Source organism: Xanthomonas sp. SHU 308 (assembly GCF_000364645.1).
GTDB classification, from domain to species: Bacteria; Pseudomonadota; Gammaproteobacteria; order Xanthomonadales; family Xanthomonadaceae; genus Xanthomonas_A; species Xanthomonas_A sontii.
This window is the reverse complement of sequence record NZ_AQOK01000528.1, coordinates 1-15,603: the sequence shown is the minus strand read 5'-3', so window position 1 is coordinate 15,603 and position 15,603 is coordinate 1. Positions and strand designations below refer to the sequence as shown.

Genomic DNA, 15,603 nt, shown 5'->3' with positions numbered 1-15,603 from the left:
CCCTCCCTGCCGCTCGGCGCGGCGACGCTGTGGCTGCTCGGCCAGTGCGCGGTACTCGCGCCGGCGCGGCGCGCGGCGGCGGTGCCGCCGGCCGTGGCCACCCGCAGCCTCTGATCCCGTCCTTCCATCGCCCGCCACCGCCCCCTTCTCCAGGACGCCACGATGTTCGGCTACTACTGCAAACTGGCGCTGCACAGCTTCGGTCGCAACCGCCTGCTGACCGCCCTGATGGTGCTGGCGATCGCGGTCGGCATTGGCGCATCGATGACCACGCTGACCGTGTTCCACGTGCTGGCGGCCGATCCCATTCCCGGCAAAAGTGCGCAGCTGTTCAATGTCGAACTCAATCTTCAGCCGGACGACCACTACGATCCGAACGACACCGATCCGCAGCAACTGAGCCGGCACGATGCCGAGACGTTGCTGCGCGACCGGCGCGGCGACCGCCAGGCGATGATGTCGGCCGGCGGCGTGACCGTGATCCCTGCGCAAGCGGCGCAGACCCCGTTCGGCGCCGAAGCGCGCTACACCAGCGCCGATTTCTTCCCCATGTTCGCGGTGCCGATGCGCTACGGCCACGCCTGGACCGCGGACGACGATGCCCGGCGCGCGCGCGTGGTGGTCATCTCGCAACGCCTCAACGCGCAACTGTTCGGCGACGTGGACAGCGTCGGCCGCGAACTGCAGCTCGGCGATAGCGTGCTGCGGGTGGTCGGGGTGATGGGCGACTGGAACATGAATCCGCGCTTCTACGACCTGACCAATACCGAGTACGGCAACAGCGAGGACGTTTTCGTGCCGTTCTCCACCGCACGCGACCTGGACCTGGACGTCAGCGGCTCGATGTCCTGCTGGGGCGACACGGCCGATGGCAAGACCAGCGAAAACGCCCCCTGTGCCTGGATCCAGTACTGGGTGGAACTGGACAGCCCCGGCAAACGCGTCGCCTACCTGGACGCCCTGCAAGCGTATGCGCAACAGCAGCGCGACGCCGGCCGCTTCAGCCATCCGCCGGACATCCGCCTCAGCGACGTGATGACCTGGTTGGACCGCAACCACGCGGTGCCCTCCGACGTGCGTCTGCAGGTGTGGCTGGCGCTGGCGTTCCTGGGCATCTGCCTGCTCAACACCGCCGGCCTGATGCTGGCCAAGTTTCTGCGCCACAGCGGCGAGATCGGCGTGCGCCGCGCGCTCGGCGCCTCGCGGCGGACGATCTTCGCCCAGCACCTGATCGAAGCGGCGGCGATCGGCCTGGCCGGCGGTGCCGGCGGCCTGCTGCTGGCCTGGATCGGCACCTGGCTGGTGCGGCAGCAGCCGGCCGACTACGCCGCGCTGGCGCACCTGGACGGCCGCATGCTGCTGCTCGCCCTGGCGATGAGCCTGGGCAGCGCGCTGCTCGCCGGCCTGCTGCCGGCCTGGCAGGCGATGCGCGTGCCCACCGCCCTTCAACTCAAGTCGCAATGACGCGCCGCGTGCGCCCCTCTCAGCCAGGACTCCCACCGTGTCCCTTCATCCCATTCTCTCCAGCCTGCGCAAGCACCGCGTCGCGGCCAGCCTGATCGTGCTGGAAATCGCCTTCAGCTGCGCCGTGGTCTGCAATGCGCTGTTCCTGATCGATCAGCGGCTCGAGCGCATGCACCGGCCCAGCGGCGTCGCCGAGCAGGAGCTGGTGCAGCTGCGCACCCGCAGCGTGGTCAAGGACGGCAACAGCGCCGCATTGACCCAGTCCGATCTGGATGCGCTGCGGCGCATTCCCGGCGTACGCGATGCCAGCAGCATCAACATGGCGCTGTTCGGCGATTCGATTGGCTACAGCGGCGTGTCGCTGCAGCCGGACCAGGAGCGCAGCACCCTGCATGCCGTGCACTACTTCGGCGATGCGCATCTGCTCGACACCTTGGGGCTGCGCCTGATCGCCGGACGCGGTTTCCGCGCCGACGAGTTCGTGGACGAAGCGCAGTTGACCAGCACCGTCGACAAGCGCGCGCCGCCAGCGGTGATTCTCAGCCAGGCGCTGGCGGAGCGCCTGTTCCCCGGCCGGGACGCGGTCGGCCGCAGCCTCTATGTGTTCGGCGAACATCGCGTGGTCGGCGTGGTCGAGCGCCTGGTGCAGCCGCGCGACATGGGCGCCGAGTCCCAGTACGACTTCGCCATGCTGTTCCCGGTGAACGTGGCCTCCTCCAGGAGTACCTACCTGCTGCGCGTGCGCGACCCGGCGCAACGCGAAGCGGTGCTGCGGCAGGCCAAGGCGGTGCTGCAGCACCAGGGTCCACGGCGCATGATCAGGAGCGCCAAGACCCTGGAGCAGGCGCGCGCGGACTACTACCGCAGCGACCAGGCGATGGCCTGGCTGCTGGTCGGCGTGAGCGCGGCGCTGCTGCTGGTCACCGCGCTGGGCATCGTCGGCCTGACCAGTTTCTGGGTGCAGCAGCGCACCAAGCAGATCGGCATCCGCCGCGCGCTCGGCGCTACCTGCACGCAAATCCTGCGGCATTTCCAGTTGGAGAATTTCCTGCTCGCCAGTACCGGCATCGTGCTCGGCATGCTGCTGGCCTACGCCGCCAACCTGTACCTGATGAGCGCCTACGAACTGCCGCGGCTGCCGCTGTGGTACCTGCCGGTCGGCGCGGTGGTGCTGTGGCTGCTCGGCCAGCTCGCGGTGCTGCCGCCCGCACGCCGCGCCGCCGCGGTGCCACCGGCGGTGGCCACGCGCAGTGTCTGAGATGCCGATGCGGACAGGCACGACAAGCCGCGCGCGGGCTGCGATGATGCCGCCTGGTCCGTTCTTCTCCGCCGGCGTGTCCCGCCGCGCCCAAGGTGCACGATGCCCTGCCTGCTGATCATCGACGACAACCCCGCGGTCGCCACCGCGCTGGAAGTGCTGTTCTCCCTGCACGACATCGACACCGTCCATGCCGACAGCCCGCAGGCGGGCCTGCAGCGCCTGGGCGAGGGCGACATCGACCTGGTCCTGCAGGACATGAACTTCACCGCCGACACCACCTCCGGCGAGGAAGGCGTGGCCCTGTTCGAGGCGATCCGCACGCGCCATCCTGACCTGCCGGTGATCCTGCTGACCGCCTGGACCCAGCTCAGCAGTGCGGTGGAGCTGGTCAAGGCCGGCGCCGCCGACTACCTGGCCAAGCCCTGGGACGACCGCAAGCTGCTGACCACGGTCAACAACCTGCTGGAACTGTCGGAGACACGACGCGAACTGGAACGCCGCCGCGACGGCGAGCGCCGCCATCGCCAGCAATTGGCGCAGCGCTACGACCTGTGCGGCGCGGTGTTCGCCGACCCCGCCAGCGAGCGCGCCATCGCCCTGGCCTGCCAGGTCGCGCGCTCGGAACTGCCGGTACTGATCACCGGCCCCAACGGCAGCGGCAAGGAGAAGATCGCGCAGATCATCCAGGCCAACTCCTCGGTACGGCGCGGCCCGTTCGTGGCGCTCAATTGCGGCGCGATCCCGGCCGAACTGATCGAGGCCGAGCTGTTCGGCGCCGAGGCCGGCGCCTACACCGGCGCCAACAAGGTGCGCGAGGGCAAGTTCGAGGCCGCCGACGGCGGCACCCTGTTCCTGGACGAGATCGGCAACCTGTCGCTGGCCGGGCAGATGAAGCTGCTGCGGGTGCTGGAGACCGGCCGGTTCGAGCGGCTCGGCTCCAACCGCGAGCGGCAGGTCAAGGTGCGGGTGATCAGCGCCACCAATGCCGACCTGACCGCGATGATCCGCGACGGCAGCTTCCGCGAGGACCTGTACTACCGGCTCAACGCGGTGGAACTGTCGCTGCCGGCGCTGGCCGAGCGCCCCGGCGACATCGTGCCGCTGGCCGAACACTTCCTCTCCGGCGACAAGCCGCTGTCGGCCGGCGCCTGCCAGGCGCTGCAGCGCCACGCGTGGCCCGGCAACGTGCGCGAACTGCGCAACGTGGTGCAGCGCGCCGAACTGCTGGCCGGCGGTGCGCAAATCGAGTCCGCCGACCTCAACCTGCCCAAGCCCGCCGCTCCGCGCACGGCCGCCGCTGCCGAACCCGACCGCGAGCGCATCGTGGCCGAGCTGAGCCGTGCGCACGGCGTCATCGCCCAGGCCGCCGCCGAACTGGGCATGAGCCGGCAGGCGCTGTACCGGCGCATGGACCGCTACGGCATCCCGCGCGAATGAAACTGCGCCGCTCCTTCACCGTCATGCTGTTCCTGCGCCTGCTGCCGGTGCTGGCGCTGGCCGCCGCCCTGCCGTGGCTGCTGGCCTACTGGATGGACCGCGGCTGGGAAGTGGTCACGGCCTCGGCGCTAGCCCTGCTGCTGTTGATGTGGTGGACGCTGCGGCGCGCCACCGCGCCGATGCGCTCGCTGTTCCGCGCCCTGGCCGGCACCGTCAGCAGCTACCGCGACGGCGAATACAACTTCGGCGTGCACTGGCGCGGCGACGACGAACTGGGCGAGATGGTCGCCGCGCACGCGCAACTGGGCGAGATCCTGCGCGAGCAGCGCCAGGGCCTGGCGCAGCGCGAACTGATGCTCGACACCATGGTGCAGAACACCCCGGTGGCGATGCTGCTCACCTCCAAGGGCGGCGACGGCCTGCGCCGCGTGGTGTTCTCCAACCTGGCCGCGCGCAAGCTGCTGCACAGCGGCTGGAAGCTGGAAGGACAGCGCCTGGACGACCTGCTGCTGGGTGTGCCGGCGCCGCTGCGCGAGGCGATCTCCCGTGGTGGCGACAGCCTGTTCGCCATCGAAGGCAGCGACGAGGACCCGGAGGAGGAGCAGATCTACCACCTGTCGCAGCGCCGCTTCCATCTCAACGGCCGCCCGCACGAACTGCTGTTGATCCGCCTGCTCACCGCCGAACTGCGCCGCCAGGAAGTGCACACCTGGAAGAAGGTGATCCGGGTGATCAGCCACGAGCTCAACAACTCGCTGGCGCCGATCGCCTCGCTGGCGCACTCCGGCGCCGAGCTGGTGCGGCGGCAGAAGGTGGAGCGGCTGGAAGAGGTGTTCGGCACCATCGAGGAACGCGCGCGGCACCTGGAAGGCTTCATCCGCGGCTACGCGCGCTTCGCCAAGCTGCCGCAGCCGCAACTGCAGACGGTGCACTGGGCGCAGTTCCTGGCCGGGCTGCAGCAGCAGATTCCGTTCGCGCTGGACCTGGAGTCGCCGGACCTGCACAGCCGGGTCGATCCGGCGCAACTGCAGCAGGCGCTGCTCAACCTGGTCAAGAACGCCCACGAATCCCTGCCCGAGGGGCAGACGCCGGCCGATGGCGTGCGCGTGCGCGTGTCCACCCGCCCGGACTGGCTGCGCCTGGAAGTGCTGGACCGCGGCAGCGGCATGAACGAGGCGGTGCTGCACAACGCGTTGATGCCGTTCTACTCGACCAAGCGCAACGGCACCGGCCTGGGCCTGGCCCTGACCCGCGAGATCGTCGAAGCCCACGGCGGCCGCCTGTCGCTGCACAACCGCGACGAAGGCGGGCTGTGCGTGACGGTGCAGTTGCCGCAGGGGGAGCGGGGCTGATTTTTTGGGGCCGGGATTGGGGATTCGGGATTGGGGATTGAGCGCCGGGACCCGGGACCCGGGACCCGAAGAGCATGAGCGCACCTAGCCAAGCCGTGACCGTCGCGCTACGTTCCGCTCAAGCAAAAGCGCAGCTGTTCAGCGGCGCGCACCCAGGACACGTCGGGCGCAGTGGCTCAGTAGATCGCCATGTGGTCGATCACGGCGCGATCGACGTCGGCGCAGCCCTTGACTACGATCTCGACATTGGCCTTGCTGGTGAACGCAGCCAGGGCGAGCGAATACAGTTCCTTGAAGTGGGGCGTCGCTTCGTCGCGGTAGACCTCATAGAACACACCGCCGCATTGCTGCGGAATGTCGCTATCGGCGACGACGAGGGTGAATCGATTGGATTCCGAATATAACTTGCTGACCTTTGCATGCACGCGCTCAAACGCCGGCGCCTGAAAACTCAGCAGCGTCAGCACTGACGCCACGACAAGTCGCTTCATGATCTCCCCTGGATTGGACCGTCGCGGCATCATTGCCGCGCTTCCATCTGTATACAGTATCAGCGCTACCCCGGCAGCATCGACGACCCGGCCGCGAGGCTCAGCGCGACGGCAGCGGACAACGCATCGCCACCCGCAGGTGCATCGGGAAACCGAGTGCGGCTTCCTGTCGCCAGGTCGCGCGCAACTGTGGTCCCCACTGCGCAGGCGGCAGCGCGACGAAGCCCTCGCTGGCGTAGAACGGGGCATTCCACGGCACGTCGCGCAAGGTGGTCAGCAGCATGCATTGGAAACCAGCAACTGCCGCGGCGGCGCGCGCATGCCGCAGCAGGGCACGGCCGTGGCCGCGGCGCCCGGCATCGGGATCCACGTCCATCTGCTGCACGTGGAAGCCGCCGTCCAGGCACCCGCCGAGCAGATAGCCGACGCAACGTTCGTCCTCGTCCAGCGTCACCCATAACTGCTCGCGCGCCAATCCGGCACGTAGGGCGTGCGTCTCCAACGCGTGCGCCGCGAACACGGCATGCGCCGGATGCCCTTGCAGCACGGCACCGGCGCGCCGTTCGATCTCCGGCAACCGCGCCAACTCCTGCGCGCGCGCCAGACGGATGCGCCCGGCCATGCCTCAGACGCGCTTGCCCGGGCGTTTCCAGCCTTCGACGGTTTCCTGCCGCACCCGTGCCACGCTCAGTTTGCCGGCCGGCGCGCTGCGGGTGATCACCGAGCCGGCGCCGATGGTGGCGCCGTCGCCGATCTCCAGCGGCGCCACCAGCGCGCTGTTGGAGCCGACGAACACGCCATCGCCGATCACCGTCTGCGACTTGTTGACGCCGTCGTAGTTGCAGGTGATCACCCCGGCACCGACGTTGACGCCGCTGCCGATGGTCGCGTCGCCGAGGTAGGTCAGGTGATTGGCTTTGCTGCCGACGCCGAGCACCGCCTTCTTGGTCTCGACGAAGTTGCCGATGTGCACGCCATCGGCCAGTACCGTGCCCGGGCGCAGCCGCGCGAACGGGCCGATCTGTACCGCGCCCTCGGCGACCACGCCTTCCAGGTCGCAATGCGCACGCACCTCGGTACCCGGCCCCAGCACCACGTCCTTCAAGCGCACGAACGGGCCGATGCTGACGCCGTCGCCCAATTCCACCTCGCCTTCCAGGATCACGTTGGCGTCGATGCGCACGTCGTGGCCGGCGCGCACGCGGCCGCGCTGGTCCAGGCGATTCGGGTCGATCAGTTGCACGCCCTGCTCGCACAACGCACGCGCCGCGCGCAACTGCCAGGCACGTTCCAGTTGCGCCAGCTGCCACGGATCGTTGGCGCCCTCGGCCTCGATCGGGTCGGCCACCAGCACCATCTCGGCCGGGGTGAACTCGGCGGCAGCGGCGGCGAACACGTCGGTCAGGTAGTACTCTCCCTGCGCGTTGTCGTTGCGCAACTGCGCCAGCCAGCGCTTCAGCGCGGTGGACTCGGCGGTGACGATGCCGGTGTTGATGGTGCGGATGCGCCGCTGCTCGTCGTCGGCATCCTTCTGCTCGACGATCGCCGCGACCTTGCCGGCGGCATCGCGCACGATGCGGCCGTAGCCGGTGGGATCCTCCGGCTCGGCCACCAGCACCGCGACGCGACCGGGCGCATGCAGCAGGCGGGTCAGGGTCTCGGCGCGGATCAGCGGCACGTCGCCGTACAGCACCAGCACCGTAGCGGCATCGGGCACAGCCGCCATCGCCTGCTGCACCGCGTGGCCGGTGCCCAGCTGTTGCGCCTGCTCGGCCCACAGCAGGTCCGGCTGGTCGGCGAACGCCGCCAGCACCGCCTCGCCGCCGTGGCCATGGACGATGTGGATCGCGTCCGGCTGCAGGTGGCGCGCGGTCTCGATCACATGCGCCAGCATCGGCCGGCCGGCGATCGGCTGCAGCACCTTGGGCTTGGCCGACTTCATCCGCTTGCCAGCGCCGGCGGCGAGGATCACGACGTGCAGGGGCAGACTCATGGGGCGGTTCCGTTGCGGGTGGACGACGAATTCTAGAGGCTGCCGGCCACGCCTGCCGTCACGACCGCGCCACACGCGGCGGGCTGCACATCGGCGCCGCAGGCGCTAGCATGCGCGATCATCTTCTCCTGCGGATGTTCATGGGTCTCCTGCGCCAGGGCAGCCAGTTCCTGCTGATCGGCCTGCTGCAATTGCTGATCGACTGGAGCGTGTTCGTCGCCGCCACCGCGGCCGGCATGCCGACGGTCCCGGGCAACGTGCTGGGCCGCGTCTGCGGCGCACTGCTCGGGTTCTGGCTCAACGGCCGCATCACCTTCGCCAGCGACGACGCCGCACGCCTGGGCTGGCGCCGCTTCGGCCGCTTCATGGCCATGTGGCTCGTGCTCACCGCGCTCAGCACCTGGCTGGTGGCGCTGTGCGCCCATGCCCTGGGCCTGCGCCTGGCCTGGCTGGCCAAGCCGCTGGTCGAAGGCATGCTGGCGGTGGTGTCGTTCTTCCTGGGCCGGCAGTTGGTGTATCGCTAGCGCTGGCGACACGGCAGGCAGGCGGCACCGCTGCGTGCGCTCGGCGCCGGCTGTCGGGGCTGAAGCCCCTCCCACAAAAGACCTAACGTATGCCGGGAGCATCCCTGTGGGAGCGACTTCAGTCGCGACGAGCGAAGCCTAGACGGCCAGCGCGGATCGGGCCTGCAGAGCGCCAAATCGGCTTCAGCGCCCCGTTGGGCGCAGGCAACGCGCCATCGGCCCCGCTACCGACGACTCAGCGGCAGAAATCGCCGAGGCTGCGCACCAGCGCGGTGCGGTGCAGTTGGTCGAGCTGCCAGCGCAGCGCATAGGCCTCGGCCACGCGCGCGGTCGTGGCCGGGCAATCCGGGGCCTGGCGCAGCGTGGCGCTGGCCTGCAACGCGTCCAGCATCTCGCCCTGCAGCTGGTCCAGGCGCGCGCGCAGTGCGGTCAGGTCCGGGCGCGGGCTGTTGGGCGCGCGGCCGCGCAGGTGCCAGCGCGACAGCAGTTCGTACTGCACCAGCTTGTTGGATTCGATCTGCATGCCGAAGAAACGCGCCGCATCGTCCGGATCCACGCCGTGGGCCGGCGCCTGATCGCGCACGCTGGCCAGCACCGCGGCCTCGCGCGTGGCATCCAGCACCGGCTTGCCGCTGTCCCACTTGCTCAGCGCCACCTGGTCGCCGATCGCATTGCGCTCGACGATGCGATCCAGCAGCGGCTCCAGTGGGGTGGCACTGCGTGCGGGCAATGCGCATCCCATCAACAGGGCGCCGGCCAGCACGGCGGTCAGCGCATGCATGCAGGGACGAGGAACGGCAGCGGACAGGCTCATCTCGGTTCTCCGGTAACCGTCTGCGGGTGGGGGATGAACCGCAGATCGGGCGGCCATCTTGCCGCAGTCCACCGACCGCACGATGACCGCACCCGCGTCTTGTCGCATGCCAGCGCGGCCGAGTCAGCGACCAGCAAGCCAGCGCCGTGCGCTGCGTCGCAGTCCAGCTCGATCTCGAGCTGCGCCGCAGGAATGCGATCTTCACGGCGATCCAATGCGCCTGCGCGTCACAGAGTGCGGCAAGCCGGATCCGCGAGGTGATCCCCCACATGCACGCGGAGGCGGCGTGCGAAGGAGACCCCCATCTCCAAGACACGACAACGCCGGCAAACGCCGGCGTCGTCATCGTCGCATGCGGCCATCAGGCCGCGGGGCGGTGAACTCAGTGCTTGAGGTTCTTGCGCAGGCGCTCCAGCGCCTGCAACTGCGCGGTGACCTCGGCCAGCTTGGCCTGCGCCTCGGCCACGTCCATGCCTTCGCCGCGGTTGGCGAGCAGGCGCTCGGCTTCTTCCTTGGCCTTGCGCACCGACGCCTCGTCGATGTCCTGCGCGCGGATCGCGGTGTCGGCCAGGATCGTCACCACCTGCGGCTGCACCTCGAGGATGCCGCCGGAAATGGCGAAATCCAGCTGCTCGCCGCTCGCGGTGGTCACCACCACCTTGCCGGGCTTGAGCCGGGTGATCAACGGCGCGTGCTTGGGCGCGATGCCCAGCTCGCCCAGCTCGCCGGTCGCGACCACCAGGGTGGCGTCGCCGTGGTAGATCTCATGCTCGGCGCTGACGATGTCGCAACGGATGGTGCTCATGGTGCCTCACTGGGTGAGGCGGGAATCGGGAATCGGGAATCGGGAATGGGGAGAAGCAAATTGCCTTCTCTCAACCAATACGCGATGCATCAGATTCCAGTTGTCCCGCCTTGACGATTCTCTATTCCCGATTCCCCATTCCCGGATGCCGGCCGCCTGCGGCCGGCGTCCAGATCAGGCCTTCTCGGCCATCTTCTTGGCCTTCTCGACCGCTTCCTCGATGCCGCCGACCATGTAGAAGGCCTGCTCCGGCAGGTGGTCGTACTCGCCGTCGACGATGGCCTTGAAGCCGCGGATGGTGTCCTTCAGCGACACGTACTTGCCCGGCGAGCCGGTGAACACTTCGGCCACGTGGAACGGCTGGCTGAAGAAGCGCTCGATCTTGCGCGCGCGCGACACGGCCTGCTTGTCCTCTTCGGACAGTTCGTCCATGCCCAGGATCGCGATGATGTCCTTCAGTTCCTTGTACTTCTGCAAGGTGGACTGCACGCGGCGGGCGGTGTCGTAGTGCTCGTGGCCGATCACGTTCGGGTCCAGCTGGCGGCTGGTCGAATCGAGCGGATCCACCGCTGGGTAGATACCCAGCGAAGCGATGTTACGCGACAGCACGACGGTGGCGTCGAGGTGGGCGAAGGTGGTCGCTGGCGACGGATCGGTCAGGTCGTCCGCGGGCACGTACACGGCCTGGATCGAGGTGATCGAGCCGGACTTGGTCGAGGTGATGCGCTCCTGCAGCACGCCCATTTCCTCGGCCAGGGTCGGCTGGTAGCCCACCGCCGACGGCATGCGGCCCAGCAGCGCCGACACTTCGGTACCGGCCAGGGTGTAACGGTAGATGTTGTCGACGAACAGCAGCACGTCCTTGCCCTTGCCCGAGGCGTCCTTCTCGTCGCGGAAGTACTCGGCCATGGTCAGGCCGGTCAGCGCGACGCGCAGACGGTTGCCCGGCGGCTCGTTCATCTGGCCGTACACCATCGCCACCTTGTCCAGGACGTTGGAGTCCTTCATCTCGTGGTAGAAGTCGTTGCCCTCGCGGGTACGCTCGCCCACGCCGGCGAACACGGACAGACCCGAGTGCGCCTTGGCGATGTTGTTGATCAGTTCCATCATGTTGACGGTCTTGCCGACGCCGGCGCCGCCGAACAGGCCGACCTTGCCGCCCTTGGCGAACGGACACATCAGGTCGATGACCTTGATGCCGGTCTCCAGCAGCTCGGTGGCCGAGGACTGGTCTTCGTAGGTCGGCGCCGCGCGGTGGATTTCCCAATGGTCGGTGGCCTGCACGTCGCCGGCCTCGTCGATCGGACGACCCAGCACGTCCATGATGCGGCCCAGCGTGCCGGCGCCGACCGGCACCGAGATCGCACGGCCGGTGTTGGTGGCGACCAGGTTGCGCTTGAGGCCGTCGGTGGAGCCGAGGGCGATCGTACGCACGACGCCGTCGCCCAACTGCTGCTGCACTTCCAGCGTGATGGCGGTGCCGTCGACCTTCAGTGCGTCGTACACCTTCGGCACATCGGCACGCGCGAATTCGACGTCGACGACCGCGCCGATGATCTGAACGATCTTGCCCTGACTCATTTGGATAACTCCACTAATGTCTATGCGAATCTGGTGTCGGGAATGGGGAACGGGGAATCGGGAATGGGAAGATCAAGCGCTGCTGCTTCGACCATTCCCGTTTCTCCATTCCCCATTCCCGGCTACACAGCGGCTGCGCCGCCGACGATTTCGGAAATTTCCTGGGTGATCGCAGCCTGACGCGCCTTGTTGTAGACCAACTGCAAGGTGCTGATCAGCTTGCTGGCGTTGTCGCTGGCCGCCTTCATCGCGACCATGCGCGCGGCATGCTCGGACGCCACGTTCTCCAGCACCGCCTGATACACCAGCGACTCGATGTAACGCGTCATCACGTGCTCGAGCACGCTCGCGGCATCGGGTTCGTACAGGTAGTCCCAGTCGTGGTGCGCGACCTGGCTCTCGGACGCCGGCAGCGGCAGCAGCTGGTCGAAGCTGGCCTTCTGCGTCATCGTGTTGACGAAGCGGTTGTAGACCAGATACACGCGGTCCAGCTTGCCTTCGGTGAACGCGTCCAGCATCACCTTGATCACGCCGATCAACTGCTCCAGCTGCGGCAGGTCGCCGAGGTGGCTGACGCTGCCGACCATGTCCACCTTGATCCGGCGGAAGAACACCGAGGCCTTTTGGCCGATGGTGACCACGTCCACGCCCGCGCCCTGGTCCTGCCACTGGCGCACTTCGCCCAGCATCTTGCGGAACAGGTTGTTGTTCAGGCCGCCGGCCAGGCCGCGATCGGAGGAGATCACGATGTAGCCGACGCGCTTGACCGACTCGCGCTGCACCAGGAACGGATGCGTGTAATCGGTGCTGGCCTGCGCCAGATGCCCGATCACCTGCTTCATCGCCTGCGCGTACGGACGCGAGGTCTTCATCCGATCCTGCGCCTTGCGGATCTTGGAGGCCGAGACCATCTCGAGCGCGCGCGTCACCTTGCGGGTGTTCTGCACGCTCTTGATCTTGGATTTGATTTCGCGTCCGCCTGCCATGCTCTCGCTCGCTTTGCTCGCTTCGTGGGAATGGGGAATGGAGAATCGGGAATGGGCAAGCCCGGATCCCGCTCCTACGATTCCCTATTCTCTAATCCCGATTCCCGGCAACTGATTTACCAGCTGCCCGTGGTCTTGAACTCGCCGATGCCCTTCTTGAACGCGGCCTCGATGTCGCCGTTCCAGTCGCCGGTGTCGTTGACCTTGGCGATCAGCTCGCCCTGGGTGTTGGCGAAGTGGGCGTGCAGGCCCTCTTCGAACGCCAGCAGCTTGTTGACCGGCACGTCGTCGAGGTAGCCCTCGTTGACGGCGTAGATCGACAGCGCCTGGTTGGCGATGGACATCGGCATGTACTGCTTCTGCTTCATCAGCTCGGTGACGCGCTGGCCGCGCTCGAGCTGCTTGCGTGTGGCTTCGTCCAGGTCCGAGGCGAACTGCGCGAACGCCGCCAGCTCGCGGTACTGCGCCAGCGAGATGCGGATGCCGCCGGAGAGCTTCTTGATGATCTTGGTCTGCGCGGCGCCGCCGACGCGCGACACCGAGATACCGGCGTTCACCGCCGGGCGGATGCCGGCGTTGAACAGGTCGGTTTCCAGGAAGATCTGGCCGTCGGTGATCGAGATCACGTTGGTCGGCACGAACGCGGAGACGTCGCCGGCCTGGGTCTCGATGATCGGCAGCGCGGTCAGCGAACCGGTCTTGCCCTTGACCTCGCCCTTGGTGAACTGCTCCACGTACTCCTCGGACACGCGCGCGGCGCGCTCCAGCAGGCGGCTGTGCAGGTAGAACACGTCGCCCGGGTAGGCTTCGCGGCCCGGCGGGCGCTTCAGCAGCAGCGAGATCTGGCGGTAGGCCACGGCCTGCTTGGACAGATCGTCGTACACGATCAGCGCGTCTTCGCCGCGGTCCATGAAGTACTCGCCCATGGTGCAGCCGGCGTAGGCGCTGATGTACTGCATCGCCGCCGACTCGGAGGCGGTCGCGGCGACCACGATGGTGTGCGCCAGCGCGCCGTTCTCTTCCAGCTTGCGCACGATGTTGGCGACGGTCGAGGCCTTCTGCCCGATCGCCACGTACACGCACTTGATGCCGGTGTTCTTCTGGTTGATCACCGCGTCGATGGCCAGCGCGGTCTTGCCGGTCTGGCGGTCGCCGATGACCAGCTCGCGCTGGCCGCGGCCGATCGGGATCATCGCGTCGACCGACTTGTAGCCGGTCTGCACCGGCTGGTCGACCGACTTGCGCCAGATCACGCCCGGCGCCACGCGCTCCACCGGCGCGGTCTGGCTGGTGCCCAGCGGGCCCTTGCCGTCGATCGGCTCGCCCAGCGCGTTGACCACGCGGCCCAGCAGTTCCTTGCCGACCGGCACTTCCAGGATGCGGCCGGTGGTCTTGGCCACGTCGCCTTCGCGCAGGTTCTCGTAGTCGCCGAGCACCACGGCGCCGACCGAGTCGCGCTCCAGGTTCAGCGCCAGGGCGTAGGTGTCGTTCGGCAGTTCGATCATTTCGCCCTGCATCACGTCGGCCAGGCCGAAGATGCGCACGATGCCGTCGGACACGCTGGTGACCGTGCCTTCGTTGCGCGACTCCGCGGCCAGCTTGACCTGCTCGATGCGGTTCTTGATCAGTTCGCTGATTTCGGAGGGGTTGAGCGTGGTTGCCATCTTGGTTTCCTTCGGATCGTCCATCGCGCAACGGCGGATGGCGACGTGTGGTTAGCTTCTTTGAGAATCGGGAATGGGGAATCGGGAATCGCGGGTGGCGTCGCCGCCGGGCCGGGTTCTCTCCTCTCTATTCGCCATTCCCGTTTCTTAGTGGGCCAGTGCGGATTGCAGACGCGACAGCTTGCCTTTCAACGAACCGTCGATGACCACGTCGCCGGCGTCGATCACCGCGCCGCCGATCAGCGAAGCGTCCACCGCCGTGGTGATCTCGACCTCGCGGCCGAAGCGCTGCTTCAGCGCCACCTTCAGCGAGGCCACCTCGGCATCGCTCAGCGCCGTCGCGGAGGTCACGTTGGCCTGCACCACGCGCTCGGCCTCGGCCCGCAGCTGGTCGTACAGCCCGGCGATCTCCGGCAGCAGCGGCAGCCGCTGGCCTTCGGCCAGCAGGCTCAGGAAGCGCTGGTACTGCTCGTCGGCCGCCTCCGGCGCCAGCAGCGACACCGCCTGCTCCCGCTGCAGCAGCGGGTTGTGCAGCAGCGCGGCCACGCGCGGGTCGGCGGCGACCTGGGCGGAGAACGCCAGCGCCTGCGACCAGGGCGCGAGCTTGCCGGCGTCGCTGGCCGCGGCGAACGCGGCGCGAGCGTAGGGACGCGCCAGTGTGAGGGCCTGGCTCATCTCAGATCTCCGCCGCCAGCTCGTCGAGCAGCGCCTTGTGGGCGTTGGCGTCGATTTCGCGCTTGAGCAGCTTCTCGGCGCCGCTCACCGCCAGCAGCGACACCTGGCGACGCAGGTCTTCGCGCACGCGGTTGGCCGCGGCGTCGATCTCGGCCTGGGCCAGTTCCTTCTGCCGGTTGGCTTCGACGATCGCCTCGTGCTTGGCCGCCTCGACGATCTGGTTGGCGCGCGCATGGGCCTGATCGATGATCTCGTTGGCCTTGATGCGGGCGTCCTTCAACGCTTCGTTGACCTTTTCCTGCGCCTGCGCCAGATCCTTCTGACTGCGATCGGCGGCGGCCAGGCCTTCGGCGATCTTCTGTTGGCGCTCTTCGATGGCCTGCATCAGCGGCGGCCAGATCTTGGTCGCGACGATCCAGATCAGACCGGCGAACGCCAGCGCCTGGGCAAAGAGGGTGAGACCGATATTCATGGGGTACGCTCAGCCAATGGTGACGGGGTGGACGCGCCGCCAGCACGGCGACGCGTCCGAACCTTCATCCGTAGCGGCGGGGGC

14 protein-coding genes and 2 pseudogenes are annotated in these 15,603 nt (G+C 68.1%); 6 read left to right on the top strand and 10 right to left on the bottom strand.

Annotation, left to right across the window (positions count from 1 at the left end; translation table 11 throughout):
- The first annotated feature begins 162 nt into the window (after positions 1 to 162).
- The 5 genes and pseudogenes from D588_RS0115810 to D588_RS0115795 all read left to right on the top strand — a co-directional run bounded on the left by D588_RS0115810 (position 163) and on the right by D588_RS0115795 (position 5,514).
- Positions 163 to 1,464, top strand: coding sequence for an ABC transporter permease (locus D588_RS0115810; protein ID WP_017916673.1), 1,302 nt, complete (start codon positions 163 to 165; stop codon positions 1,462 to 1,464).
- Positions 1,465 to 1,501: 37 nt separating this feature from the next.
- Complete coding sequence (locus tag D588_RS0115805) at positions 1,502 to 2,722, top strand: FtsX-like permease family protein (protein WP_017916672.1); 1,221 nt, start codon at positions 1,502 to 1,504, stop codon at positions 2,720 to 2,722.
- Between the two features lie 102 nt (positions 2,723 to 2,824).
- Positions 2,825 to 3,739: pseudogene (locus D588_RS0115800) on the top strand (sigma 54-interacting transcriptional regulator); the annotation flags it as partial.
- A 158-nt stretch (positions 3,740 to 3,897) separates the two neighbouring features.
- A pseudogene (locus D588_RS28805) lies at positions 3,898 to 4,092 on the top strand (hypothetical protein); the annotation flags it as partial.
- 66 nt (positions 4,093 to 4,158) lie between these two features.
- Positions 4,159 to 5,514 carry a HAMP domain-containing sensor histidine kinase gene (locus D588_RS0115795; protein ID WP_017916671.1) on the top strand — a complete coding sequence of 452 codons (1,356 nt, stop codon included), beginning with the start codon at positions 4,159 to 4,161 and terminating at the stop codon, positions 5,512 to 5,514.
- Between the two features lie 176 nt (positions 5,515 to 5,690).
- On the opposite strand, the gene D588_RS0115790 is transcribed toward D588_RS0115795, so the two are convergent.
- The 3 genes from D588_RS0115790 to glmU form a co-directional block, all read right to left on the bottom strand.
- The gene (locus D588_RS0115790; RefSeq protein ID WP_153752204.1) at positions 5,691 to 6,005 is read right to left on the bottom strand and encodes a hypothetical protein; all 315 of its coding nucleotides are present in this window, start codon (positions 6,003 to 6,005) and stop codon (positions 5,691 to 5,693) included.
- Positions 6,006 to 6,105: 100 nt separating this feature from the next.
- A complete protein-coding gene (locus D588_RS0115785) occupies positions 6,106 to 6,627 on the bottom strand; it encodes a GNAT family N-acetyltransferase (protein WP_017916670.1) in 522 nt (173 codons plus the stop codon).
- Positions 6,628 to 6,630: 3 nt separating this feature from the next.
- On the bottom strand, positions 6,631 to 7,998 hold the full coding sequence (glmU, locus tag D588_RS0115780; RefSeq protein WP_017916669.1) for a bifunctional UDP-N-acetylglucosamine diphosphorylase/glucosamine-1-phosphate N-acetyltransferase GlmU: 1,368 nt from the start codon (positions 7,996 to 7,998) through the stop codon (positions 6,631 to 6,633).
- Between the two features lie 140 nt (positions 7,999 to 8,138).
- Here glmU and D588_RS0115775 point away from each other — a divergent pair, with 140 nt between their 5' ends.
- Positions 8,139 to 8,522 (top strand): GtrA family protein, encoded by a 384-nt coding sequence (locus D588_RS0115775; protein WP_026143775.1) that lies wholly within the window; start codon positions 8,139 to 8,141, stop codon positions 8,520 to 8,522.
- 235 nt (positions 8,523 to 8,757) lie between these two features.
- On the opposite strand, the gene D588_RS0115770 is transcribed toward D588_RS0115775, so the two are convergent.
- From D588_RS0115770 to D588_RS0115740, 7 genes are all read right to left on the bottom strand, one after another.
- Positions 8,758 to 9,303, bottom strand: coding sequence for a chorismate mutase (locus tag D588_RS0115770; protein ID WP_017913607.1), 546 nt, complete (start codon positions 9,301 to 9,303; stop codon positions 8,758 to 8,760).
- Positions 9,304 to 9,718: 415 nt separating this feature from the next.
- On the bottom strand, positions 9,719 to 10,141 hold the full coding sequence (locus D588_RS0115765; protein WP_017910296.1) for a F0F1 ATP synthase subunit epsilon: 423 nt from the start codon (positions 10,139 to 10,141) through the stop codon (positions 9,719 to 9,721).
- A 174-nt stretch (positions 10,142 to 10,315) separates the two neighbouring features.
- Positions 10,316 to 11,722: a F0F1 ATP synthase subunit beta gene (gene atpD / locus D588_RS0115760; protein ID WP_017910295.1), complete on the bottom strand. Its 1,407-nt coding sequence runs from the start codon at positions 11,720 to 11,722 to the stop codon at positions 10,316 to 10,318.
- Between the two features lie 122 nt (positions 11,723 to 11,844).
- Positions 11,845 to 12,708 (bottom strand): F0F1 ATP synthase subunit gamma, encoded by an 864-nt coding sequence (atpG, locus tag D588_RS0115755; protein ID WP_017913606.1) that lies wholly within the window; start codon positions 12,706 to 12,708, stop codon positions 11,845 to 11,847.
- A gap of 116 nt (positions 12,709 to 12,824) precedes the next feature.
- The gene (gene atpA, locus D588_RS0115750) at positions 12,825 to 14,372 is read right to left on the bottom strand and encodes a F0F1 ATP synthase subunit alpha (RefSeq protein WP_026143773.1); all 1,548 of its coding nucleotides are present in this window, start codon (positions 14,370 to 14,372) and stop codon (positions 12,825 to 12,827) included.
- 147 nt (positions 14,373 to 14,519) lie between these two features.
- On the bottom strand, positions 14,520 to 15,047 hold the full coding sequence (locus D588_RS0115745; protein ID WP_017910292.1) for a F0F1 ATP synthase subunit delta: 528 nt from the start codon (positions 15,045 to 15,047) through the stop codon (positions 14,520 to 14,522).
- A gap of 1 nt (position 15,048) precedes the next feature.
- Positions 15,049 to 15,519 (bottom strand): F0F1 ATP synthase subunit B, encoded by a 471-nt coding sequence (locus D588_RS0115740; RefSeq protein WP_017916667.1) that lies wholly within the window; start codon positions 15,517 to 15,519, stop codon positions 15,049 to 15,051.
- Positions 15,520 to 15,603 lie beyond the last annotated feature (84 nt).

Coding starts and splice junctions, on each gene's coding strand:
- D588_RS0115810 (WP_017916673.1), top strand. CDS start 163: ATGTTCGGCTACTACTGCAAACTGGCGCTGCACAGCTTCGGTCGCAAC.
- D588_RS0115795 (WP_017916671.1), top strand. CDS start 4,159: ATGAAACTGCGCCGCTCCTTCACCGTCATGCTGTTCCTGCGCCTGCTG.
- D588_RS0115790 (WP_153752204.1), bottom strand. CDS start 6,005: ATGAAGCGACTTGTCGTGGCGTCAGTGCTGACGCTGCTGAGTTTTCAG.
- D588_RS0115785 (WP_017916670.1), bottom strand. CDS start 6,627: ATGGCCGGGCGCATCCGTCTGGCGCGCGCGCAGGAGTTGGCGCGGTTG.
- glmU (WP_017916669.1), bottom strand. CDS start 7,998: ATGAGTCTGCCCCTGCACGTCGTGATCCTCGCCGCCGGCGCTGGCAAG.
- D588_RS0115775 (WP_026143775.1), top strand. CDS start 8,139: ATGGGTCTCCTGCGCCAGGGCAGCCAGTTCCTGCTGATCGGCCTGCTG.
- D588_RS0115770 (WP_017913607.1), bottom strand. CDS start 9,303: ATGCATGCGCTGACCGCCGTGCTGGCCGGCGCCCTGTTGATGGGATGC.
- D588_RS0115765 (WP_017910296.1), bottom strand. CDS start 10,141: ATGAGCACCATCCGTTGCGACATCGTCAGCGCCGAGCATGAGATCTAC.
- atpD (WP_017910295.1), bottom strand. CDS start 11,722: ATGAGTCAGGGCAAGATCGTTCAGATCATCGGCGCGGTCGTCGACGTC.
- atpG (WP_017913606.1), bottom strand. CDS start 12,708: ATGGCAGGCGGACGCGAAATCAAATCCAAGATCAAGAGCGTGCAGAAC.
- atpA (WP_026143773.1), bottom strand. CDS start 14,372: ATGGCAACCACGCTCAACCCCTCCGAAATCAGCGAACTGATCAAGAAC.
- D588_RS0115745 (WP_017910292.1), bottom strand. CDS start 15,047: ATGAGCCAGGCCCTCACACTGGCGCGTCCCTACGCTCGCGCCGCGTTC.
- D588_RS0115740 (WP_017916667.1), bottom strand. CDS start 15,519: ATGAATATCGGTCTCACCCTCTTTGCCCAGGCGCTGGCGTTCGCCGGT.